A 19,996-nucleotide genomic window follows, 5' to 3' on the forward strand; every position below is an offset into this window, starting at 1 on the left:
CTCGTTCGCGCGCAACCCAAGCCACGCACCGCCACGGCGGCGCCCATGCGCACTCTACCGTTCTCCCGCGTTCCGCAGGGGGCGCGGATTTCCGGGCCCGGACGACGGTGCGTCCAGGCAGGCCAGAAGGCGCGAGCCCGCGGGTGCGCCGACGCCGGGCCGCGACCGCCCCGCGCCCCTGCTCTCGCTGCTCTATGGTCGACGCGTGGGCACGAGCCCTCCTGGAGGTGGACCCGCGTTCGGGCCGCGACCACCCCGGACCCTCATCAGCGGAGCGAGCCGAGATGAACGTGAGTTACTCCGACCTGGTCACCGAGATGTATGAAATCTCTCAGCCGATCAGTCACAGCGTCGGCGACGTCGAATACTACAGCGCTCGCCTGGCCGATGCGGACGGTCCGATCCTGGAGGCGGCCTGCGGCACCGGCCGCGTCCTCATCCCTCTCGCCGCGGCCGGCCACACGGTGGCCGGTGTGGACAACTCCGCGGCGATGATCGCCGCCTGCGAACGGAACTGCCGCGAGCACGGTGTGCGGGCGGAGCTGTTCACCGCGAGCATGACCGAGTTCGTGCGCGAGGAGGCGTACGCGGCGATCATCGTTCCGCGGGGGTCGATCCGCGCGGTCAAGGGCCGCGAGGCGACGCTGGACGCGCTGCGCTGCTTTCACCGGTCGCTGGCTCCGCAGGGCACCCTCCTGCTCGACCTCAGCCCGCCCAACGTGGCGACCGAGCTCGGTGCGTTGGACTACTGGAGCGCGGGGTCGATCGCGTGGACTCGTCAGGACGTCCGCATCGACTACGACCCGGTCGCCAACTTCTCCACCAAGCTGACCCGTTACGAGAAGTGGGTCGACGGTGCGCTGGTCGCGACGGAACTGCGCCGGTTCTTCCTGCAGCACTGGAACGTGCACGAGTTCACCGAGGTGCTGCGGGAGGCGGGCTTCGGCGACATCGAGGTGAGCGCCGACTACCGCCCCGAACCTCCGCGCCCCGACAGCCGACGCTGGGTCTATCGAGCCGTCCGGGCGTGACGCGGCAGCGTCGTCCGGGGCTCGCGGGCACGCCACGGGCGGCCGGCAGCGGCCGGGCATCGGGGCTGACGGATGGGTCGTCCGGCTTGTATCTTGTGCCCAAGATAGCTGGACAGGCACGGAGGACGGCACCCATACATTGGGGCGGGGAGGCTGGCCATGGGAATCTTGAGCAAGTCGGATCATCGTGCGAGGGCTGCTGACCAGTCAAGAGCCGTCGCGATGGACCATCCCGTCATTCGTCCCTGGTCGCCCATTGTGGAGTCACCGGGCCGTGTCATGGCCGACCGGGCCCTCGGCGAGCGCCTGTGGGACGCCGACGGCACGGAGTACATCGACGCGTCCTCGCTGAACGCCGCGTGCGGGTACGGGCGGTTGGAGATCGTCGCAGCCGCCAGCGACCAGATGGCCCGTATGCAGGGCGTCGACCTGTCCATGCACGATCACGACGTTGCCGCGCGGCTCGCGCGACGGCTGTCGGCACACCTGCCGGCCGAACTCTCGCGCATCCTGTTCACCAACAGCGGCAGTGAGGGCATCGAGGCGGCCTGCTTCGTCGCCGCCTCCTACCACGCCCACCTCGGCCGGCCCCGGACGCGGGTGGTGACGTTCGCCCGTGGCTACCACGGCTCCACCACCTTGGCGCGCAGTCTGTCCCAGCTCGGGCCGACCGCCCACTGGTTCAACGACCCGATCCGGGTCACCCCGGTGACCATCCCCGGAACCGACCGGGACGCCCGTGACCCCGCGACCAGCCCGCTGCTGCTCGCCGCGTTCGCCGAGGCCATCACCCAGGATCCAGCCGACGCGCCGATGGCCGTGCTCGTCGAGCCACTGATCAATGTCGGGGGAGGGGTGGTGCTGCCGCCGGGCTTCCTGCGCGGCTTGCGGAAGTTGTGCGACGAGCACGGCGTCCTGCTGATCATCGACGAGGTATTCACCGGGATCGGCCGCACCGGGCGCATGTTCGGGTTCCAGCACGAGGAGATCACGCCCGACATCGTGGTCAGCAGCAAGGGACTCAGCGGCGGCTACGCTCCCATCGCGGCGGTGGCGATCCAGGACTACGTGTACCAGACTTTCGTCGACGACCCCTTCTTCGGCGGCGTGCGGTACGGACACACGACGAGTGGTCACCCCGTGGCGTGTGCGGCGAGTATCGCGGTGTTGGACGTCATCGAGAAGGACGGTCTGGTCGACAACGCCCGCCGCATGGGGACCCGCCTGTTGGACGGGCTTGCCTCGTCGATCGACCGCTCTGTCGTGCGAGACGTCCGCGGCCTGGGCATGCTTGTCATCCTCGAGATGGACGGCGACGACAGCGCGGCCGCGCTGGCGGAGGGCGCCCGAAAGCAGCGACTGTTGGTGCGCCAGCAAGGGCCGATCGTGATGGTCGTTCCGCCGCTGACCGCCGACGCCGACGTCATCGACGACATCGTCAGCCGTATGCGCTCGGCGCTGGACGGCGTCGATGGCTGAGATGAGCGGCGATCATACGGGGACCGAGCAGGCGCGGGCCTCGTCCCGGATCCAGGCTTCCATCGTCGCCAAGCGGCAGGGCGCACAACTGCCGGCCGCGGACATCCGCGGCGTGGTGGACGATTATGTCAACGGCCGGGTCCCGGACCATCAGATGGCGGCCTGGCTGGCCACCATCGCGTGCCGCGGCTTGGACCTGGCCGAGCTCACGGAACTCACCGACGCCTATGTCAGCGGTGGGGAGCGGTTGCACCTCGGCCGGCTGGGCCGTGTGGTCCTCGACAAGCACAGCACCGGTGGCGTCGGTGACAAGGTCAGCCTGGTGGTGGCGCCGATCGTCGCCGCATGCGGTGTGGCCGTGGTGAAGATGAGCGGACGCGGGCTGGGTCACGCCGGCGGCACGATCGACAAGCTCGAAGCGATCCCGGGCATCCGCTTGGACCTGGGACCGGACGACATCTACGCGCTTGTCGAGCGAGTGGGGATGACCATCGTCAGCCAGAGTCCGGCGCTGGCGCCCGGCGACGGTGCCACCTACGCCTTGCGCGACGTCACCGGCACCGTGGAGAGCATTCCCCTGATCGCCGCGAGCATCGTGAGCAAGAAGGTGGCCGTCGGGGCCAGCGGGCTCGTGCTGGATGTCAAGACCGGCGCCGGAGCACTCATCCCGGACCGATCCGAAGCCGGGCTGTTGGCGGAGACGATGCTGCGGCTCGCGAGGCAGTTCGGGCTGACCTGCGGGGCGGTGCTCAGTGACATGAGCCAGCCGCTGGGGCGGGCGGTGGGCAACGCGCTCGAGATCAAGGAAACGTTGTCCTTCTTGCGGGGCGAGCAGGTCCCCGGGTTGTGGGAAGCCTGCTCGGTGCTGGCTCGGCTCCTGCTGCAGAGCGCGGATCCCGCGCTCTGCGACGCGGACGCGGATGCCCGCATCGCGAAGGCGGTCGCCGGCGGCGCGGCTCACGAGCGATTCCTGGAGTGGGCATCGGCGCAGGGCGCCGATCGCCGGGTTCTTGAGCGACCGGAACTGCTGCCGGGCGCCAAGCACGTGGTGCCCATCATCGCCGACCGCGCGGGCTGGGTCAGCGATGTCGCCCCGCGCGCCGTTGGTATGGCCTCCGTCCACGTCGGGGCTGGTCGTCTCGCGCATCGGGCACCGCTCGACCACGGGTCTGGCGTGTGGGTGAACTCGCACGTCGGCAGCCGGGTCGAGGCAGGCCAGACACTGGCCGAGTTGCACTACAACGGTGGCGATCACGATTTGGCCGTGGATCTGCTGACCCGGGCCTTCACGATCAGTGACGAGCCTGTGCAGGCACCACAAATGATCCACCAGATCTACCCGTCACACGGTCCGGTCGACTAGATCTTGACCGGAACCGTCCTCGCGCGTCACGACCAGGGCGCACGACGAAGCATCCACAGCCACATCCTGAGGCACACCAATGGGGGAACCGAGCATGTCGACTGGCCTGAGCCTGCAAGAACTGTCAACCGCCGCCGCCGGAGTGATCACGTCTTTCGCCGCGATCCCGGACCGACCCGTCACCGTCGCGCAGGCATCCGACCTCGACTCGACGACCGCACGCGAGATCGTCCAGCGCTATGAACAGAACGGCTTCTGTGTCGTCGAACTGGTCTGCGACCCACCGGTGCCGGCCACGCTGGTGGCCCTGGGGGCATCGCTGCGTCTCGGCGATCCGTTCATCCCGCCGCTGTACACGATGGGCGCCAGCAAGCCCGCCCCGTTCTCCCGCATCTCCGCGGCACAGAACTCCGGCACCGTCGACGCCGACCATCCTTCCTTCGGCCGAGCCGACTGCCAGCGGCTGCATACCGACGGCACGCTGCAGGACATCGGATTCGTCAAGGCCGGGATGCTCGTCTGCGAGTGCGCCGCCGCCGAGGGTGGTCTGACGACACTGTTCAACACCTCCGCGGCCTTCGTGGAACTCCTGGCGCGGGACCCGGCTGCGGCCGTCGCGATGACCACACCAGGCACGCTCGTCCGCACGGCCAACATCAACGGATGCACCGATGAGAACCGCGGCCCGATCGTGTCCGTCGTCGACGGAGCCCTCGTCTCCCGGTACAGCGTGACGGACACCGACTCGTGGGCCGTGCCGGACGAGGTGAACGAGGACGACCTGTGGCGCGGAATCAAATTCCTCGCCGAGGCCAGCGCACCGGGCAGTGCCCACTATACGGAGTTCAAGGTGGCGACCGGGCAGGCGATCATGTTCGACAACACCAGGATCTCCCACGGCCGCACCGCCTACCGGGACGCCCCCGACCAGCGCCGCTGCATGTACCGGGGCCTGTTCCTCCGGCACCCGTCGGTCCCATGACCAGCCCAGCTCGGACCTCATGGGAGGGAGAACCTCGGCATGTCCGATGAACTGCGGATCGAGGCGGACGACGAGCTGGTACGGCGGCTCCTGCGGTCCCAGGCGCCACAGCTCGCCGAGCTGCCGCTCAAGCGCCTCATGACCGCGGGTGTCAACAACACCATCTACCGGCTCGGCGACGAGCTCACCGTACGGCTGCCGCAGACCGCATGGTGCGCCGACCACATCCGCAAGGAGCAGCGTTGGCTGCCCGCGCTCGGCGAACACCTGACCCTGCGTATCCCGACCCTGGTGCACGCCTGCCGGCCGGGAGACGACTTTCCCTGGCACTGGTCGGTCTACACCTGGTTGGATGGTGACGAGGCCGTTCGCACGCCGGCGACCGACGAGCACGTGACGGCACGCCAACTGGCGACGCTCGTCGGGGAACTGCAGCAGATCCCGATCACCGGTGGGCCGCTGTCCGGGGAGCACAGCGGAATGCGGGGCCTGCCGCTGGCGGTGCGGGACCCGGTGGTCCGGCAGGCGCTGGCGAACATCACGTCGTTCGACACCGCGGCCGCCACCGCGGCATGGGAGGCCGCGGTCAAGACTCCGGACTGGCCGGGTCGGTTGGTGTGGTCACACGGCGACCTGCACCCAGGGAACGTGCTGGTGGACAACGGCGTGCTGAGTGCGGTTATCGACTGGGAGATGCTCAGCGTGGGCGACCCCGCACTGGACCTGTCCGGGGCGTGGATGCTGTTGACGGCAGCCGGACGGGCGACCTTCCGGCACTGCCTGACGGTCGATGACGACACGTGGGCACGCGGACGGGGCTGGGCACTGTGCATCGGCGTGATCGCCGCCGCCTACTACCACGACAGCAATCCCGTGCTCGCCGGATTCAGCCGCCGTGCGGCGCAGGACGCCGTCGACGACTTCCTGCGCAACGGGTGACAGCGCCGTCAGGCGATGCCGAGAATCGGGGCCAGCTCGTGGTACAGAGCCGGGCCTGCCCCCAGGACGCCGGTGCCGAGGTGGGCCGTGCGGCCGCCTGCCTCCTCCAGGATCAACCGGCCGGCCGCCCAGTCCCACCGCTGCAACTCGTCCTCGTAGAACGCGTCGAAGCGGCCGGCCGCCGTCCAGCACAGGTCGAGGGCGGAACTACCGGTGCACCGGATGTCACGTGCGCCTGGAAGCACCCGTCGCAGCACCTCCACCTGCCGACTGCGCGACGCCGCCGCATAGGAGAACTCGGTGGCGACGAGAGCCTGCGAGAGCGGCACCGGTTCGTTGACCCGCAGTGGTCGTCCGTTGAGCGCGGCACCGCCACCACGGGACGCGGAGAAGGTCTCCGCCCGGATCTGGTCGTGCACCACCCCGGCGACCGCCGTCCAGCCGTGTCCATCATCGACCTCGGCCGCGATGCTCACAGCGCAGTGCGCGATCCCGTAGAGGTGGTTCACGGTGCCGTCCAGAGCGTCGACAACCCAGCGGACCCCGCTCACCGACGGCTTGCGCGGACTCTCCTCAGACAGGATGCCGTCATCCGGCCGGCTGCGGTCGAGCAACCACAGAATCTCTGCCTCACTGCGTTTGTCCAGCTCGGTCACCGGATCGGACGGAGAGGACTTCAGATGCAGCGTCCGCCGGTCGCCGAGGTGCTCGCCGATGACCCTGCCGGCCGACGCGGCAGCCGCCTCGGCGAGCGCACGCAATTCGTCGAAGTCTGGCAAGCTGAGATAGGTCATACGGAGGATTCCTCATCGATGCGTGCCATGTCGCTTCCACCGCCGGCGCGGGACCACGTGTGCCGGTGCCTGATGGCACCGATCTGGATTCACTCGCGGCAGCCTATCGTCCGTATACCCGGCCATGTCCCCGACTCAGACAAGGGTTCCTCTTGAACGACATCGACATCCCCGACCTCGGTCCCAGGCCGGAGCGCGTCTCGATCGACGCCGAACAGGTCAAGCGCCTTGTTGCCGATCAGTTCCCCGAGTGGGCCGCCCTCCCCGTCGTGCCGGTGGAGAACGGTGGTTGGGACAACTTCACCTTCCACCTCGGCGACACGATGCTGCTTCGGCTGCCCAGCGCGCAGCAGTACGCCCTGGCCGTCGACAAGGAGCACCGGTGGCTCCCGGTGCTGGCCCGGTCTCTGCCGCGCCCGATCCCCGTTCCGCTCGCCAAGGGCGAGCCGGCAGCGGACTACCCGTTCGCCTGGTCGGTCTACGAGTGGATCGAGGGTCGGCCCGCGAGCTTCGAGACGGTGGCTGATCCGATCGGTCTCGCGGAGGACCTGGCCGACTTCGTCGGTGCGTTGCAGCGCGTCGACGCGACCGCAGGACCGCAGCCGGGAATTCACAACTGGTTCCGCGGCGCGACCCTTCTCACCTACGACGAGACGGCGCGCGACGCGCTGGCGGACCTGCGCGGCCACATCGACGGCGAGCTGGCACTCGAGATCTGGCAGCAGGCGTTGGACGCGAAGTGGGACGGCGTCGACGTCTGGTTCCACGGCGACCTGGCGCAGGGCAACCTGCTGCTCGAGGAGGGCAGGCTGTCAGCCGTCATCGACTTCGGCACCTGCGGCGTCGGCGACCCCGCGTGTGACCTGGCGATCGCGTGGACGCTGCTGACCGCCGAAGGTCGCCAGGTCTTCCGGGAGCGGTTGGCCGTCGACGACGCGCTGTGGTCGCGCGGCCGCGGCTGGGCGTTGTGGAAGACGCTGGTGTCCTGCGCCAACAGTGTGGGCGCGTCGGACGCCCATGCCGTGAACTCGCGTCGGGTGCTCGACGAGATCTTCGCCGAGTACGGTGCGCGCTGACCCTCCGCCCACCCTGAGTTCTGCCCCGTGGAACAGGAAGGCGAGCCGCCGGCGCGGCGGCCTTCGGTCTGAAAGGCTCGGACCCCTGCCTCCGCGTGGTCATCACCCCATGCGCTGGTGCCCAGAAGGCCACCGGCCGCCACTCAGCGACGCGGATTCCGCGTCAAGAAGGGAACAAGCAGTGTCTGTCACGCTCGTCGATTCCTACCTCGGTGTCGAAGCGCAGCGGATCTACTACGACTTCCGTGCGCGTACGGCCGCGTTCGACCTGATCCGGGAGGCGGTGCCGGTGACCTATGCCCTGCATGCCGGCTCGGACGCCGGCCGCCTGGTCGGCGACAGCCTGGCCCGGCTAGAGGCGTGCGGCAGTGTCGAGGAAGTCGACGCCGTCTTCGCGGACTGCCGCGCGAAATGGGATGAAGCCGGGTTCGGTGCGCGTCTGACCAGCGACAAGGAGGGCGCCTGGCATCGGAGCCTGCTGGTCGCCGGCCTCGACCGGGCGCACGGCCACGTCGTGGACATGGGCAACCACAACAACGGGTTCGGCGACTACCTGCTACGCGTGAACCCTGCTGTCAAGCGCGTCGCAGGAGTCGATCACCGTAACGATCCGAACGTCCTCACCGGCGAGCGCCTCGACTTCCTCCTGCAGGACGACGTGACCAAGGTCCCGCTGGACGACGACAGCGCCGACACCGTGGCCTTCCGCGTGGCTCTGCACCACTGGACCAAACCCGTGCAGGAAGCGCTGCTCGCCGAGGCGGGTCGCATCGTGCGCCCGGGGGGACAGATCCTCATCGTCGAGGACTCGTGGGCCGACCGGCCCGGCCTGACCGACAACGCCCTGACCCAGCAGTACCGGAGCCTGAGCGAAGAGGACAAGGTCGCCGCCCTCGCGCTGATCGACGTCTCGTCCTGCCTCATGAAGGCCGAGACGGTCGCCTATCCCATGTCGTACCGGTCGGCGGCCGAGTGGGAGTCCCTGCTCACCGCCCTCGGCGCCACCTCGATCGAGTCGACGTACTGGGGCTTCACGATGTTCACCGTGTACGGCGCGCCGATGCTCGTCATCCGCGCGACGATGGCCTGAGGCCGGGGCCGGGAGGGTCGGTCTCACCAGATCGACCCTCCCGGCCCGATCGACTCAGGAGGTGATCACGACGACCGAGGGCCGCGGGAACGCGTGGGTGTGCGGCCACGTGCTGGAAGGCGCCTCGAAGGTGGAGTCGTCAGTCTCGCCGGGATGCTGCACAGCCAGCCACACGGCCCGGTCATCGTGGCTGAGGAACGGTCCGCATGGCTCGGCGCCCACCGGAACGGTCGCGAACTGCTGCACCTGTCCCCGCCGGGGCCCTGCCAGCGGCACCCGGAAGAGGCCGTCGTTCGAGCCGAGGGCGTTGCCGTCGGTCGCCACCCACAGGTTGCCGACGCTGTCGAAGGTCAGGTTGTCCGGGCAGCTGATCGGGCTGACGCGGTCCTTGGGATATCCGGCGAAGTGTGTCTCGGGTGCCTCCGGGTCGCCGCACACCAGGAGCAGGCGCCAAGAGAACGTCGTGCTGCCGTGGTCGGTGCCGGCCTCCTCCAGCTCCACGACGTAGCCGTTCCGGTTTCCACTCGTCTCGGTCAGCGGAGCGCCGAGTTCGGAGCGCACATGGCACCGGCCCAGCGGGTTGGCCTCGTCCACCGGATAGGCGGTGCTGCCGCGGGAGGAGTTGTTGGTCAACGCGGCGTAGACGCGGCCGCTGGTGGGGTGCGGCTCGACGTCCTCGGGTCGGTCCATCTTGGTCGCGCCGACCCGGTCGGCCGCGATGCGGGTGTCGATCAGGACGTCGGCGACCGTCATGCCTTCGACGAAGGACGTCGTGTCGCTGGCAAGGGGGATCCACTCGCCCCAGCCGTCATACTCGCCGTCGGGCAGGCCGTCGCCGGTCAGCCGGGCGGCGTAGAGCGTGCCCGTGGTGAGCAGGCCCATGTTGTGCTGCCGAGCCCTGCGCGTCGCGCGGGTGTCGATCCTGTCGCGTGAGACGAACTTGTACAGGTATTCGCCGCGCTGGTCGTCGCCCATGTAGGCGACAGCGTGCCCCGCGTCGGAGACGGCGATGTTGGCGCCTTCGTGCTTGAAGCGCCCGAGCATGGTGTGCTTGCGGGGCGTCGATCGCGGATCGTAGGGGTCGATCTCCACGATCCACCCGAACCGGAACGGCTCGTGCGGCTCGGTCTCCAGGTCGAACCGCGGATCCACGTTTCGCCAGGCGCGGAACTCCTCGACCTCGACGCCGTAGCGGGCGTAGCTCTCGGTGTAGCGCGGGTCAAGCGTCGCACCGTCACGGGCGTCGAAGTAGGCGTTGAAGTTCTCCTCCCCCGACAAGACCGTGCCCCAGGGCGTCGTGCCGCCCGAGCAGTTCTGGAGCGTTCCGAGCACCCGTGTGCCGGTCGGGTCGGCCGCCGTCCTCAGCCGCGGATCGCCGGCGGCCGGCCCGTCGATGCGAAACTCGGTGTAGCCAGTGATCCGGCGGTTGAACTTGGACCGGCTCGGTGCGACCGGCACGAACGATCCGTCCCGTCCGCGTGTCAGCTCGACCACCGACATGCCGTGCGACTGGATCGCGATCCTGCTGGTGGTGTCCGCGTCGTACACTCCCGCCGGATACATCAGCTCCTCGTTGGTGTACTCGTGATTGCACACCAACAGCAAGCGATCCTGCTTCAGGGGCAGGACGGCCACGTAGTCGCAGTTGTACCCGAACTGCAAGGCGGCTGCCTCCGGGGTCTGGCGCAGCACGTCGAACGGGGGCGCGCCCGGAAGCACGGCATCACCCCAGGACATCACGACCTGCGACCGGAACCCCTGCGCGACGGTGACCTCGTCCCGAATGTTCGGGGCGACCGGCGTCCACGCCCCTCGGGCAACGCTGATCCCGTGCGGTCCGCCGGCGGGATGACCGGCGGTCGGCTCGGCTGCGGCCGCCGCGGGGATGTCCACATGGTGTCCCAGGACCAGGGTTCCGGCACCGAGCACGGCACCGCGCAGCAGTGCGCGCCGCGACAGCGACCGCTCCACGAGGTCGGAGAAGTGCGTGTTGTCGGAGGTGTTGGGCTCCCGGCTGCTGCAGGCGTCGCCACAACGGTAGTGACAGGTCGCCGCGCTGCGTGAGCCCGATCCGCGGACCGGTAGCAGGGTGAGCAGGGTGGGTCGCACTGGCATCTTCGTCTCTACCTCATGTTCTGTGCCGATGTGGATCGTTGTCCAAGGTCCTTTGTGGCAAAACGCCAGATTAACGGGAGGTAGCGATGTTGTGGTGCCCGAGATCGACGAGGATGCGGATTCCGGTCGGTGGCGATGGAGTTCGAGGTTGTCCTATAGCTCAGACCGTTCGGCGATCACCGTTACCGCATCAGCGGCTCGTTCCCAGGCAGATAGGCGGAAGTTTGGCCATATCGGGGTGCTCGACGGGTGCTCGACCGTCGGTGGATGTGGTTCGCCTCCGTGGATGGATCGGCATGTTCGTGCGGGGCAACCAGGTGATATCGTCCTGAATGTGGACTGGTAGGACCTTCGAGGGATCGTAGAGCAGCGCTTGACGCCGGCTCTTAATCCGCGGGTTGTAGGTTCGAGTCCTACGCGGCGTACCACAAGATCAAGGCCCTGACCTGTAGTTCCACGCCGGGTTGGGGCCTTTTCGTGCCTGGGGCGTTGGGTGGTCGCTCGGTGGGTGCTCGGGAGCCGTTGGACGGGCTGGCTGGCCGGGACGCGATGCACTGGCGAGCCCTCCTTCCCGGCCCGTCGTGGACAGTTACGCTGGCCGCGTGGGGGCGCAGTCGAGGGTTCGAGTGCAGGGGAACCTTTACCACCCAGTGGTGCCGCCTGGAGCCGTCTACGTCGGGCGGCAGGGGTTCGGGTTGCGGCGCTCTCCCTGGGCCAATCCGTTCGGTCTTCGCAGTCATGATCGGGCTGAGGCACTGCGCATGTACAGACAGTGGCTCGTGGGGCAGCCAGCGCTTGTCGAGCGGGCGCGTCGGGAACTCGCCGGAAAGCAGTTGGCGTGTTGGTGCCGCGTTGAGGATGCCTGCCACGCTGATGTGCTGGCCGAGATCATCGGTTGACGCGTAGTCGGTAACGGGCGGTGGGCCGTCGGGGTGCGTAGACGCCGCCGATGCTGAAGGATTGCGGTCTTGCCGCTTGATTGCCCACGTAGAAGGCGACGTCGCGGTCGGCGGCGCAGAGCTGGGTGAGGAACTTGTGTCTAAGCTGCTCGGCAGCCTCCGCGTCGGTGAGCTGGCTCAGACGACGTTGTAGGGCGACGAACTCCCAGTCCCAGAGGGTCTGCTGGTGACCGCGGCAGCGGCGGTCTGCGCATCGGTAGCGGAAGGCGCCGGTGAATCGCGGTGCCTGAAGAGGGCTGCGCTTGGACGGCTCCAGTAGGTCTAGCTGGTGGAGGTAGCCAGCTATCTTCTTGCGATCCTCCACCGACCAGCCGGGATGGCGCTTGACCTGTAGGGCCGAGATGTCGGCGGCGCGAACCAATGCGATCGATCGTGCGCTCGGGTCGTCGCGGGTCTGCTCGTTGAGCCGGCACATGGAGTCTTCGACGAGTGGATCGAGAAAATTCCGCCGTGACTGCTGGTTGGTCAGGTGCTGCTCGGTGGTGATGGTGTCCACGATCGGCTTCCAGCTCTCGCGGCGCTGGTCCTGCCTGGCCGGCAGCGCATCGAGGTGGACGATGTCGTACTTGCGGAACTTGCTGTCGTCGGCCAGATCTCGAAAGTGGATCGGGTAGAGCCGAATCCAGCCGGTCCAGGGCGTGTCCAGGCCGAGCGCGCCGACGCAGACTGTCTCTCCGTAGCGGGCGGAGGGATTGGGGGCCGCCTTCACGGTGATCAGGAGTCGGAGTGTCGTTGGTCGTGTCAGTACTGGCTTCGACGGCGGATTCTCGTCCGCGCCTGGTCCCCACAACGGAAGTTGTCCCAACGGAACCACCAACATCGCTTAACGTAGCTTCTGGTGTACTTCTCGTTACATGGATAGCTTCGCATCTAAATCGATGAGGCGCTAGCCGTCGGAGGCGATCCGCGCGGCTGGGCGCACCTTGACCTTCGCGTCGGGGTGCACAGGTACGGCCCTGCTGATCAACGTCAGGTGTGAAACCTGCCGGTCCGCCGTCGGCTCACGAGAATCGCCGCAGCGGTAGCCAGCGCGGCCCAAGCGAGCAGGATCGCCGGCATCATCAGCGCGCCCCGGCCGGCGTCGGCGATCACCGCCACCGCCACCGGATGGCTCGACGGCGGCGCGACCGCTCCCACTGTCAAGACGAGCGTGGCGGGTTGGCAAAGAACCGTCACGACGGCGGCGAGCATCGCGCGCCTACGCATCAGCCGTGCGATCGCTGCCCCGATCAGCGTCCACAGCGGAAAGCACGTAAGACTCGCGAACAGGCACCAGCGCACTGCGGGATCGGACAGCATGGTCGGGTCGGGTGCCACACTCGGGTACCCGGTGGTACGCAGCCGGGGGATGCCGGCGGCGATCGCCACCGTACCGGTGCCGAGACCGAGCAGCACACCGATCAGAGCTGCCCGGATGACCGTCGCGGGGCGGTACGCCCCCGAACGGGCGACCAGCCAGACGCCGACAAGCGCCGCGATGAGCTGCCCGAACCAGTGCCCGGTCGTGTAGACGTGCGCCGCCAGGTCGCGGTGGTGCGCCAGCCGTTCCGGATCTGACTGTGGGTCGTAGTAGGCGAAGTACTCGCCGACAGTGACGCTCAGCGGCGTCGCCAGCGCAGCCCACGCGAGCAGACCGGCGACGACGACAGCCGCACCCCATCGAGGCATGCACCATGGTGCCGTAGCGAATCGTTCCGGCTGGCCCGCTGCTCCGGTCAGTCCAGGTACTCGCTGCCCAGGCCTGCGCCCAGCGGCGTCCAGTTGATGACGGCTACCGCCAGGCCGGCAACCGCGATAACGCGCAGCGCGATGTGGTAATGCCTCGGCAGGGCAGGCGCCGTGTAGCTGAGCCACGCCCCCGCGCCCCCCATCATGGCCACGATGATGCCCCGGTCGGGCAGGAACGCCAGGCACTGGAACACCACGACCGCGAACAACATCGCCATGCCGATCCCGGCGGTACGCAGCCGGTGCCGGGCCGTACGCCGCCACTCCAGCAGTGCGACCACCAGCGTGACCAAGGCCATGCCGACGACCGCCAGTAGACCTATCATGTTCGCCCACGCGCCCACCATCACCACGGTGAACAGACCACCGGTTCTCGCCTGGTGCGGCACGGCGAGCGCCCCCAGCCAACCGAGCAACGGCCAGCTCACGCTCGGGATGAGCACTCGGGCGGCAGTGAGGGCGGCCGGAGTCGCGGGTGTGGCCAGGCCGCCGTCGGCCGTCCGGCCGCCCTTGGCGAGACGACGCAACGATGGCAGTGTCCAGGCGGCGCCGAGCAGGTACCGCCATCGGGCCGGCCCACCCGGTGAAGCGGACAGCACCAGCAGGTCGGCTGTCCACTCATCCCGCTGCCGGTCCCGGAAGTGCGCCGGCAGGGCTGCGGCCAGTGCCGCGATCATCCACCGTTGGGCGGTGGGCAGCCCGGCTGCGGCAGAAGACGTCGTCGTCGCACGTTCCGCGCTCACCACGCGAAGCCTTCCCTGGCTCCGGCCCGACGGCGACGTTGCTCCGCGGCCACCTGAGCCTGCCTGGCCGCAGCGACACCGGTAGGTGTCAGCCGGTAGTAGCGGCGCCGCGGGCGGCCTTCGGTGTGTGGGTCCACGTCCTCCTCGCGGCTGACCAGCCATCCCGCGTTCTCGAACGCCACGAGGATCGGGTAGACGGTGCCCGGCTCGAGTCCGGCTTCCAGGGCCAGATCGAGGCCGTACCTCTCGCGTTCCGGCTCGGCCAGAAACGTCCGCAACGCCAGCAGGCGCGGCGTCGTCATTCTCAGGTTGGGCATACCCGTATTCTATATAGCTAGTCATAGTTCTGCATAGCCCCCGCTGGTGCCCGGCGTTCGCCTGATTGACCTTAAATAGACGGTCGCTAATATCTTCCGGTGAGTGTTCCGAGCTGATCGGCGATGAGGAGGCACTGATGGGTGTTCAGCGACGGCGGCGGCTGCGGGCGGCCACGGCCCTCGGCGCGGCCGGGTCTCTGGTGGCGGGGCTGCTGGCCGCCCAGACGGTCGCCAGCCCGGCGGTCGCCGATGCCGGGTTCGCGCTGACGGTGGACGTGTCCGCCGCCCGGCATCGGATCAGCCCGGACATCTACGGCATGAACGGCGGCGATCCCGCGCTCCTCGCCGAGCTCGGCATGCCGGTCGCGCGCTGGGGCGGCAACACGAGCAGCCGCTACAACTTCAAGAACCACACCTACAACACCGGCAGCGACTGGTACTTCGAGAACATCGTGGCCGGGCCGGAGAACACCCTTGAGGCGTTCGTCCAGCGCAACCGGGACCTCGGCATCAAGCAGGTGGTCACCGTCCCGCTGATCGGATGGGTGGCGAAGGACTCGCCCCGGGAACACCCGTTCGCCTGCGGCTTCCCGGCGACCCGCTTCCCCGAGCAGGACCAGTTCGACCCGTGGGACGCCAACTGCGGCAACGGCCGGCTCAACGACACGGAACTCACCGGGGCCGACCCCACGGACACCTCGATCCCGGCGGACGCGTCGTTCGCGGGCGAAATGGTGTCGCACCTGGTCGACCAGTTCGGTCGGGCATCGCGCGGCGGCGTCTCGATCTACGAGCTCGACAACGAGCCGGTGCTGTGGAGCCACACCCACCGCGACGTGCACCCCGAACCGGTGAGCTACGACGAGCTGGGCGGCAAGGGCACCGCGACGGCCGCCGCGATCAAGACCGCCGACCCGAGCGCGGCGGTGCTCGGCCCATCCGGCTGGGGCTACTGCGAATGGATCGCCTCCGGGCTGGACGGCTGCGCGCCCGGCGAGGACGCGGCCGCGCACGGCGGGCTGAACCTGTCCCAGTGGTACCTGAAGAACATGAAGGACTTCAGCGACGCCAACGGCGGCCGGCGGTTCCTCGACTACTTCGACCAGCACTACTACCCGCAGATCAGCGGGGGCACGGACCCGGAGGCCAACGCGCTGCGGTTGCGGTCCACCCGCTCGCTCTGGGACCCGACGTACGTCGAGGAGTCGTGGATCGGCCCGGGTGGGGTGAACGCGCCGCCGCTGCAGTTCATTCGCACCATGAAGGCGTGGATCGCGCAGTACTACCCCGGTACGAAGACCGCCATCACCGAGTACAACTGGGGTGCGCTGGACCACATCAACGGGGCGCTGGCGCAGGCCGACGTGCTCGGCATCTTCGGCCGGGAGGGGCTGGACCTGGCCACCATCTGGGGCGAGCCCAAACCGGCCGACCCCGGCGCGTACGCGTTCCGGATGTTCCGCAACTACGACGGAGCCGGCGGCCGGTTCGGCGACGTGAGCGTCTCGGCGGTCAGCGGCGACCAGGGGCAGTTGGCGGTCTACGCCGCGCAACGCTCGTCCGACAAGGCGCTGACCGTCATGGTGATCAACAAGACGGGCGGCGACCTCGCCGCGCGGGTCTCGGTCGACGGTTTCCACGGCCGGGGCAAGGCGCAGCGGTTCACCTACAGCGCGGCCGATCTGACCTCCATCACCCGGGGCGACGATCTCAAAGTGAGCCGCGGCGGCGTCCGCGCGACCTACCCGGCGAACTCCATCACGCTGCTGGTCCTGCCGAAGCACCGACGCTGAGGGACCCCGGGGCCGGCCACGTCCGGCCCCGGGGCGTCAATCAGTTGCGCAGGCTCCACTGCTGGTTGGCGCCACCGTTGCAGGACCAGAGGATGATCCTGGTGCCGTTGGCGGTGGCGGCACCGTTCGCGTCGAGGCAGAGCCCGGACTGGCCGTTGGTGATGGTGCCGTTGGCATTGAGGTTCCACTGCTGGTTCAGACCGCCGTGGCAGTCCCAGATGATGACCGTGGTGCCGTTGGCGGTGCCCGCACCGTTCGCGTCCAGGCACTTGTTGCCGATCCCGGTCAGCTGCTTGTTAGCGGTGTACGACCACTGCTGGTTCGTCCCGCCGCCGCAGTCCCAGAGCTGCACCTGGGTGCCGTTGCTGGTGGACGAGTTCGGCACGTCGACGCAGCGGCCCGACTGGCCGCCGACGAGCCGGTTGCCCTGCGGGGTGGTGCCGCCGGCCTGCTGCCGGACGATCGAGTTCGACTGGGCCGACCGGTTGCCCTGCGTGTCGACCACGTAGAGCCGGTACTCACCCTGGGTGGACGGCACGGCGATGGAGGTGGCGTTGCCCGCCGCCCGGGTCATCGTCGGGCCGGCCGCGAAGTTGGTGGTGCCGGCCGGCGCCAGCCAGACCGACCTGGCCGGGTCGCCGGTGCTGCGGATCGGGATCGTCGCCGTGGCGCTGGTGACGAAGGTGCTGGCCGGCAGGGCGTAGTCCGGCAGCGAGAGGTTGGCCGCCGGAATGATGTCCCGGTACGCGTCCTCCAGCCCGGAGTTGGCGGCGATCGCGTACGCCGCCGCCGGCCAGACGTAGTCGGACGAGACGAGGATGTCGTGGATGGTGCTGTTCGGCAGGTTCTTGTTGGAGACCTTGTTTATCGGCCCGTAGATCTGGGTGATGCTCAGGTCGTGCTTGCGGCCGAAGTCGTCCGAGTTGATCATCCAGGTGACGTTCTTGTCGATGCTCAGGACGTTGTCGCGGAACGTCATGAACGCCGATCCCTCGTCCGGGTGCAGCCCGTACTTGTGACCTGCGGGCACGCCCTGCAGATAGTTGTTGGTGACCGTGGTTCCCGGCTGGCTGCCCAGCGTGTAGATCGGGCCGGTGTCGCTGAGCCGCTGCACCGTGTCGATGATGTGGTTGTGGCTGATCGTGTTGTTCCGCGCCGTCGTGGTGGGGCGGTTCGGCACGATCGAGCCGGACGACCCGTCGAAGTTCCACCAGCCCCAGCCGAGCGTGATGCCCGACCACGGGGCCTTCTCGATCCGGTTGCGCTGGATGGTGAGGGTGTCGATGAAGTACGCGGTGATCGGGCTGTGCCCGTTGAAGAGCACCGCGCTGTCGTACAGGTAGTTGTTCCTGATGTCGATGTTCTTCGGTAGTCCCTCGACCTGGGGGGAGTACTTCTCCCGGTTGCTCGACGTGTGGTCTCCGATGTAGACGTGCTGCGGATGGCCCACCGAGAAGGCCGACCCGGCGATGTCGTTGGTGTGGTTGCCGATCAGCTGCGAGTTCTGCACGTCGTTGACCATGCTGACTCCGTCGGCGCCGGTGTGCTGGACCCGGTTGCGCTCCAGCAGGATGCCGTCGGCGTTCTGGATCTGGATGGCGCCGGGCACGACGTCGACGTTGCGGTAGTAGTAGACGTGGAAGTTCCCCTTCGCGTACGCCTGCGCGCCCAGGTTGCCCTGCTGCGCCTGTTTGAAGGAGGAGCCGGCCACGTTGAACAGGTTCCAGTCGGAGTGCTGCACGGTGAGGCCGGAGAAGGTGATGTTGCGGGCGTGGCTGTTCGTCGCGGTACCGGCGACCCGCAGCAGCGTGGTCACGTTGTTCGGCGCGTAGACCGTCGCGGTGGCCATGTTCTCGGTGCTGCTCTTGTAGTAGTAGACCGTCCGGCTGCCCTTGTCGAAGAAGAACTCGCCCGGCGCGTCCAGGAACTCGTACGCGTTCATGACCTTGTGGCTGCCGTTGACCTGGGCGTTGCCGTTGAAGGCGCCCTGGGCGATGGCCGCGCCCGGCTGCTGGAGCAGCGCGACCCGGCTGCCGCCCTCGGTGGTCACCTGGCGGACGCCCACGATCGCCGTGGTCCAGGTGGTCGCCGTCTCGATCTCGATGTCGTCGGCGTTGCGCGCGATGGCCGGAAAGTCGGCCGAGTTGTAGCGGATGCCGTCGCACTGCGACCCCGACTCCCAGGCCCACGCGGCCTGCCCGGCGGTGATGTTGTAGCTGCCGTGGCAGCCCGCCGAGTTGATGGTCTTGGAGGCCATGTAGGCGCGCTTGTCGTTGACGTAGAGCGCCCGCAGCTTGTTGGCCCGGTCGAGCGGCGCCTTCCAGATGTTGCCGCTGTGCTGGCTCCACCCGGTCACCTGGACGCCGCCGTCGAGCACCGGCCGCTCACCGGAGTAGGCGGCGTAGACGATGCGGTGCCCGTTGGTGCCGGAGTCGCCCGGGCCGAACTCGATGGTGCTGCTGACCGGATAGGTCCCGCCGCGAAGGAAGACGTTGATGTCGCCGGTCATGTTCGCGTTCACGGTCCGGACCACGTCGCGTGCCCGCTGCAGGGTCCGGAACGGGGACTGGAGTGTTCCCGGATTGGCGTCGTTGCCGTCGGGGGCGACGTAGTAGGTCTGCTGGACCGCGGCGGAGGCGGGTAGCGGGCCCGCCAGCACCGCGGGCAGGGTGGCGGCGGCGAGCACCGCGAACGCCAACAACGCCGTGCGGGCGCTGGACACGATTGGTTTCACGCACTGTTCCTCTCACTGGTCGTCGACCTGGGCCGAGGTGCCTATCGAGCGACGAGTACGGAACAGCGACGCCACGAAAGACCGGCGAGGGGACTTCTGTTGTGCGACCGCACTCTTTTGTCAATCGCTACGAAAGTCTTGCCTCCGAAGCGTAGGTGACACATGTGATGAATGCAACCGTCAATTGGAGGCCGTCAATGCGCGAAAGCGTATAGAACGCCACACGACGCCCAGTATGGTGCGATGCCGTCTCGACGTCGTCCGACGAATCCAGGGCCCGGCCGCGGAGGTTGTGGCGCGTCGGGTGGGGGCGTGCCGATTGCCACAATGCCTGTGAGCTGCGGTTTTGCTCACGAGCGGCGAGCCAGATTTGATTGATTCCAGAAGAGTGCACTAGGTTGGCCGCATGACCTCGTCGGACCTTGAGACCCAGCTACGCGCGGTCTCGCTACGGGTGACCCGGCCCCGGTTGGCGGTGCTCGCGGCCCTGCGCGAGCACCCGCACGTCGACACCGAGACCGTGATCACCCTGGTCCGGGCCGACCACCCCAAGGTCTCGCACCAGGCGGTGTACGACGTACTCCGCGCGTTCACCGACGCCGGCCTGGTCCGGCGCATCCAACCAGCCGGTGCCACCGCCCGCTACGAGTCGCGGGTGGGGGACAACCACCACCATGTCGTGTGCCGCTCCTGCGGGGCGATCGCCGACGTCGAGTGCGCCGTCGGCACCGCCCCCTGTCTCACCGCCTCCGACGACCACGGCTTCGTGGTCGACGAGGCGGAGGTCGTCTACTGGGGCACCTGCCCCGAATGCGCGACGGAACGTATCAGCCAGTGAGGGAAGGAAAGAGCA

17 protein-coding genes are annotated in these 19,996 nt (G+C 68.4%); 10 read left to right on the plus strand and 7 right to left on the minus strand.

What is annotated here, in order from left to right:
* Positions 1–284 precede the first annotated feature (284 nt).
* The 5 genes from O7627_RS08215 (at position 285) to O7627_RS08235 (ending at position 5,794) form a co-directional block, all read left to right on the plus strand.
* A complete protein-coding gene (locus O7627_RS08215) occupies positions 285–1,031 on the plus strand; it encodes a class I SAM-dependent methyltransferase (protein ID WP_278092901.1) in 747 nt (248 codons plus the stop codon).
* A 159-nt stretch (positions 1,032–1,190) separates the two neighbouring features.
* A complete protein-coding gene (locus O7627_RS08220; RefSeq protein WP_278092902.1) occupies positions 1,191–2,510 on the plus strand; it encodes an aminotransferase class III-fold pyridoxal phosphate-dependent enzyme in 1,320 nt (439 codons plus the stop codon).
* The gene (locus tag O7627_RS08225) at positions 2,503–3,873 is read left to right on the plus strand and encodes a thymidine phosphorylase (protein WP_278092903.1); all 1,371 of its coding nucleotides are present in this window, start codon (positions 2,503–2,505) and stop codon (positions 3,871–3,873) included. The genes O7627_RS08220 and O7627_RS08225 overlap by 8 nt, the downstream gene beginning before the upstream one ends.
* 94 nt (positions 3,874–3,967) lie before the next feature.
* A complete protein-coding gene (locus O7627_RS08230) occupies positions 3,968–4,855 on the plus strand; it encodes a TauD/TfdA family dioxygenase (RefSeq protein ID WP_278092904.1) in 888 nt (295 codons plus the stop codon).
* Between the two features lie 39 nt (positions 4,856–4,894).
* Positions 4,895–5,794 (plus strand): aminoglycoside phosphotransferase family protein, encoded by a 900-nt coding sequence (locus tag O7627_RS08235; RefSeq protein WP_278092905.1) that lies wholly within the window; start codon positions 4,895–4,897, stop codon positions 5,792–5,794.
* Between the two features lie 8 nt (positions 5,795–5,802).
* Here O7627_RS08235 and O7627_RS08240 read toward each other — a convergent pair whose 3' ends face one another.
* Positions 5,803–6,588 carry an inositol monophosphatase family protein gene (locus tag O7627_RS08240; protein ID WP_278092906.1) on the minus strand — a complete coding sequence of 262 codons (786 nt, stop codon included), beginning with the start codon at positions 6,586–6,588 and terminating at the stop codon, positions 5,803–5,805.
* Between the two features lie 65 nt (positions 6,589–6,653).
* Between O7627_RS08240 and O7627_RS08245 the strand changes: the two genes are divergently transcribed.
* Both O7627_RS08245 and O7627_RS08250 read left to right on the plus strand, forming a co-directional pair.
* Positions 6,654–7,664, plus strand: coding sequence for an aminoglycoside phosphotransferase family protein (locus tag O7627_RS08245; RefSeq protein ID WP_347404646.1), 1,011 nt, complete (start codon positions 6,654–6,656; stop codon positions 7,662–7,664).
* 181 nt (positions 7,665–7,845) lie between these two features.
* Positions 7,846–8,754, plus strand: a complete 909-nt coding sequence (locus O7627_RS08250) for a class I SAM-dependent methyltransferase (protein WP_278092907.1) — start codon at positions 7,846–7,848, stop codon at positions 8,752–8,754.
* 54 nt (positions 8,755–8,808) lie between these two features.
* Here O7627_RS08250 and O7627_RS08255 read toward each other — a convergent pair whose 3' ends face one another.
* Entirely contained in the window at positions 8,809–10,869 is a 2,061-nt protein-coding gene (locus O7627_RS08255; RefSeq protein ID WP_278092908.1) for a PhoX family phosphatase, read from the minus strand.
* A 653-nt stretch (positions 10,870–11,522) separates the two neighbouring features.
* Here O7627_RS08255 and O7627_RS08260 point away from each other — a divergent pair.
* Complete coding sequence (locus O7627_RS08260; RefSeq protein ID WP_278092909.1) at positions 11,523–11,768, plus strand: DUF4326 domain-containing protein; 246 nt, start codon at positions 11,523–11,525, stop codon at positions 11,766–11,768.
* Here the strand turns inward: O7627_RS08260 and O7627_RS08265 are convergent.
* The 4 genes from O7627_RS08265 to O7627_RS08280 all read right to left on the minus strand — a co-directional run bounded on the left by O7627_RS08265 (position 11,758) and on the right by O7627_RS08280 (position 14,616).
* Positions 11,758–12,648: a hypothetical protein gene (locus O7627_RS08265; RefSeq protein WP_347404647.1), complete on the minus strand. Its 891-nt coding sequence runs from the start codon at positions 12,646–12,648 to the stop codon at positions 11,758–11,760. The two genes, O7627_RS08260 and O7627_RS08265, sit on opposite strands and share 11 nt — an antisense overlap.
* Before the next feature lie 149 nt (positions 12,649–12,797).
* Complete coding sequence (locus O7627_RS08270; RefSeq protein WP_278092911.1) at positions 12,798–13,496, minus strand: hypothetical protein; 699 nt, start codon at positions 13,494–13,496, stop codon at positions 12,798–12,800.
* A gap of 47 nt (positions 13,497–13,543) precedes the next feature.
* Positions 13,544–14,299 (minus strand): hypothetical protein, encoded by a 756-nt coding sequence (locus tag O7627_RS08275; RefSeq protein ID WP_278092912.1) that lies wholly within the window; start codon positions 14,297–14,299, stop codon positions 13,544–13,546.
* Complete coding sequence (locus tag O7627_RS08280; RefSeq protein WP_278092913.1) at positions 14,296–14,616, minus strand: helix-turn-helix transcriptional regulator; 321 nt, start codon at positions 14,614–14,616, stop codon at positions 14,296–14,298. The genes O7627_RS08275 and O7627_RS08280 overlap by 4 nt, the downstream gene beginning before the upstream one ends.
* Positions 14,617–14,753: 137 nt before the next feature.
* Here O7627_RS08280 and O7627_RS08285 point away from each other — a divergent pair, with 137 nt between their 5' ends.
* Positions 14,754–16,409 carry a glycoside hydrolase family 44 protein gene (locus O7627_RS08285; protein ID WP_278092914.1) on the plus strand — a complete coding sequence of 552 codons (1,656 nt, stop codon included), beginning with the start codon at positions 14,754–14,756 and terminating at the stop codon, positions 16,407–16,409.
* A 40-nt stretch (positions 16,410–16,449) separates the two neighbouring features.
* Here O7627_RS08285 and O7627_RS08290 read toward each other — a convergent pair whose 3' ends face one another.
* A complete protein-coding gene (locus O7627_RS08290; protein ID WP_278092915.1) occupies positions 16,450–19,143 on the minus strand; it encodes an RICIN domain-containing protein in 2,694 nt (897 codons plus the stop codon).
* Positions 19,144–19,549: 406 nt separating this feature from the next.
* Here O7627_RS08290 and O7627_RS08295 point away from each other — a divergent pair, with 406 nt between their 5' ends.
* Positions 19,550–19,981 carry a Fur family transcriptional regulator gene (locus tag O7627_RS08295; protein ID WP_278092916.1) on the plus strand — a complete coding sequence of 144 codons (432 nt, stop codon included), beginning with the start codon at positions 19,550–19,552 and terminating at the stop codon, positions 19,979–19,981.
* The last annotated feature ends 15 nt before the right edge of the window (positions 19,982–19,996 follow it).

It is taken from the genome of Solwaraspora sp. WMMD1047 (assembly GCF_029626155.1).
Taxonomy (GTDB): Bacteria; Actinomycetota; Actinomycetes; order Mycobacteriales; family Micromonosporaceae; genus WMMD1047.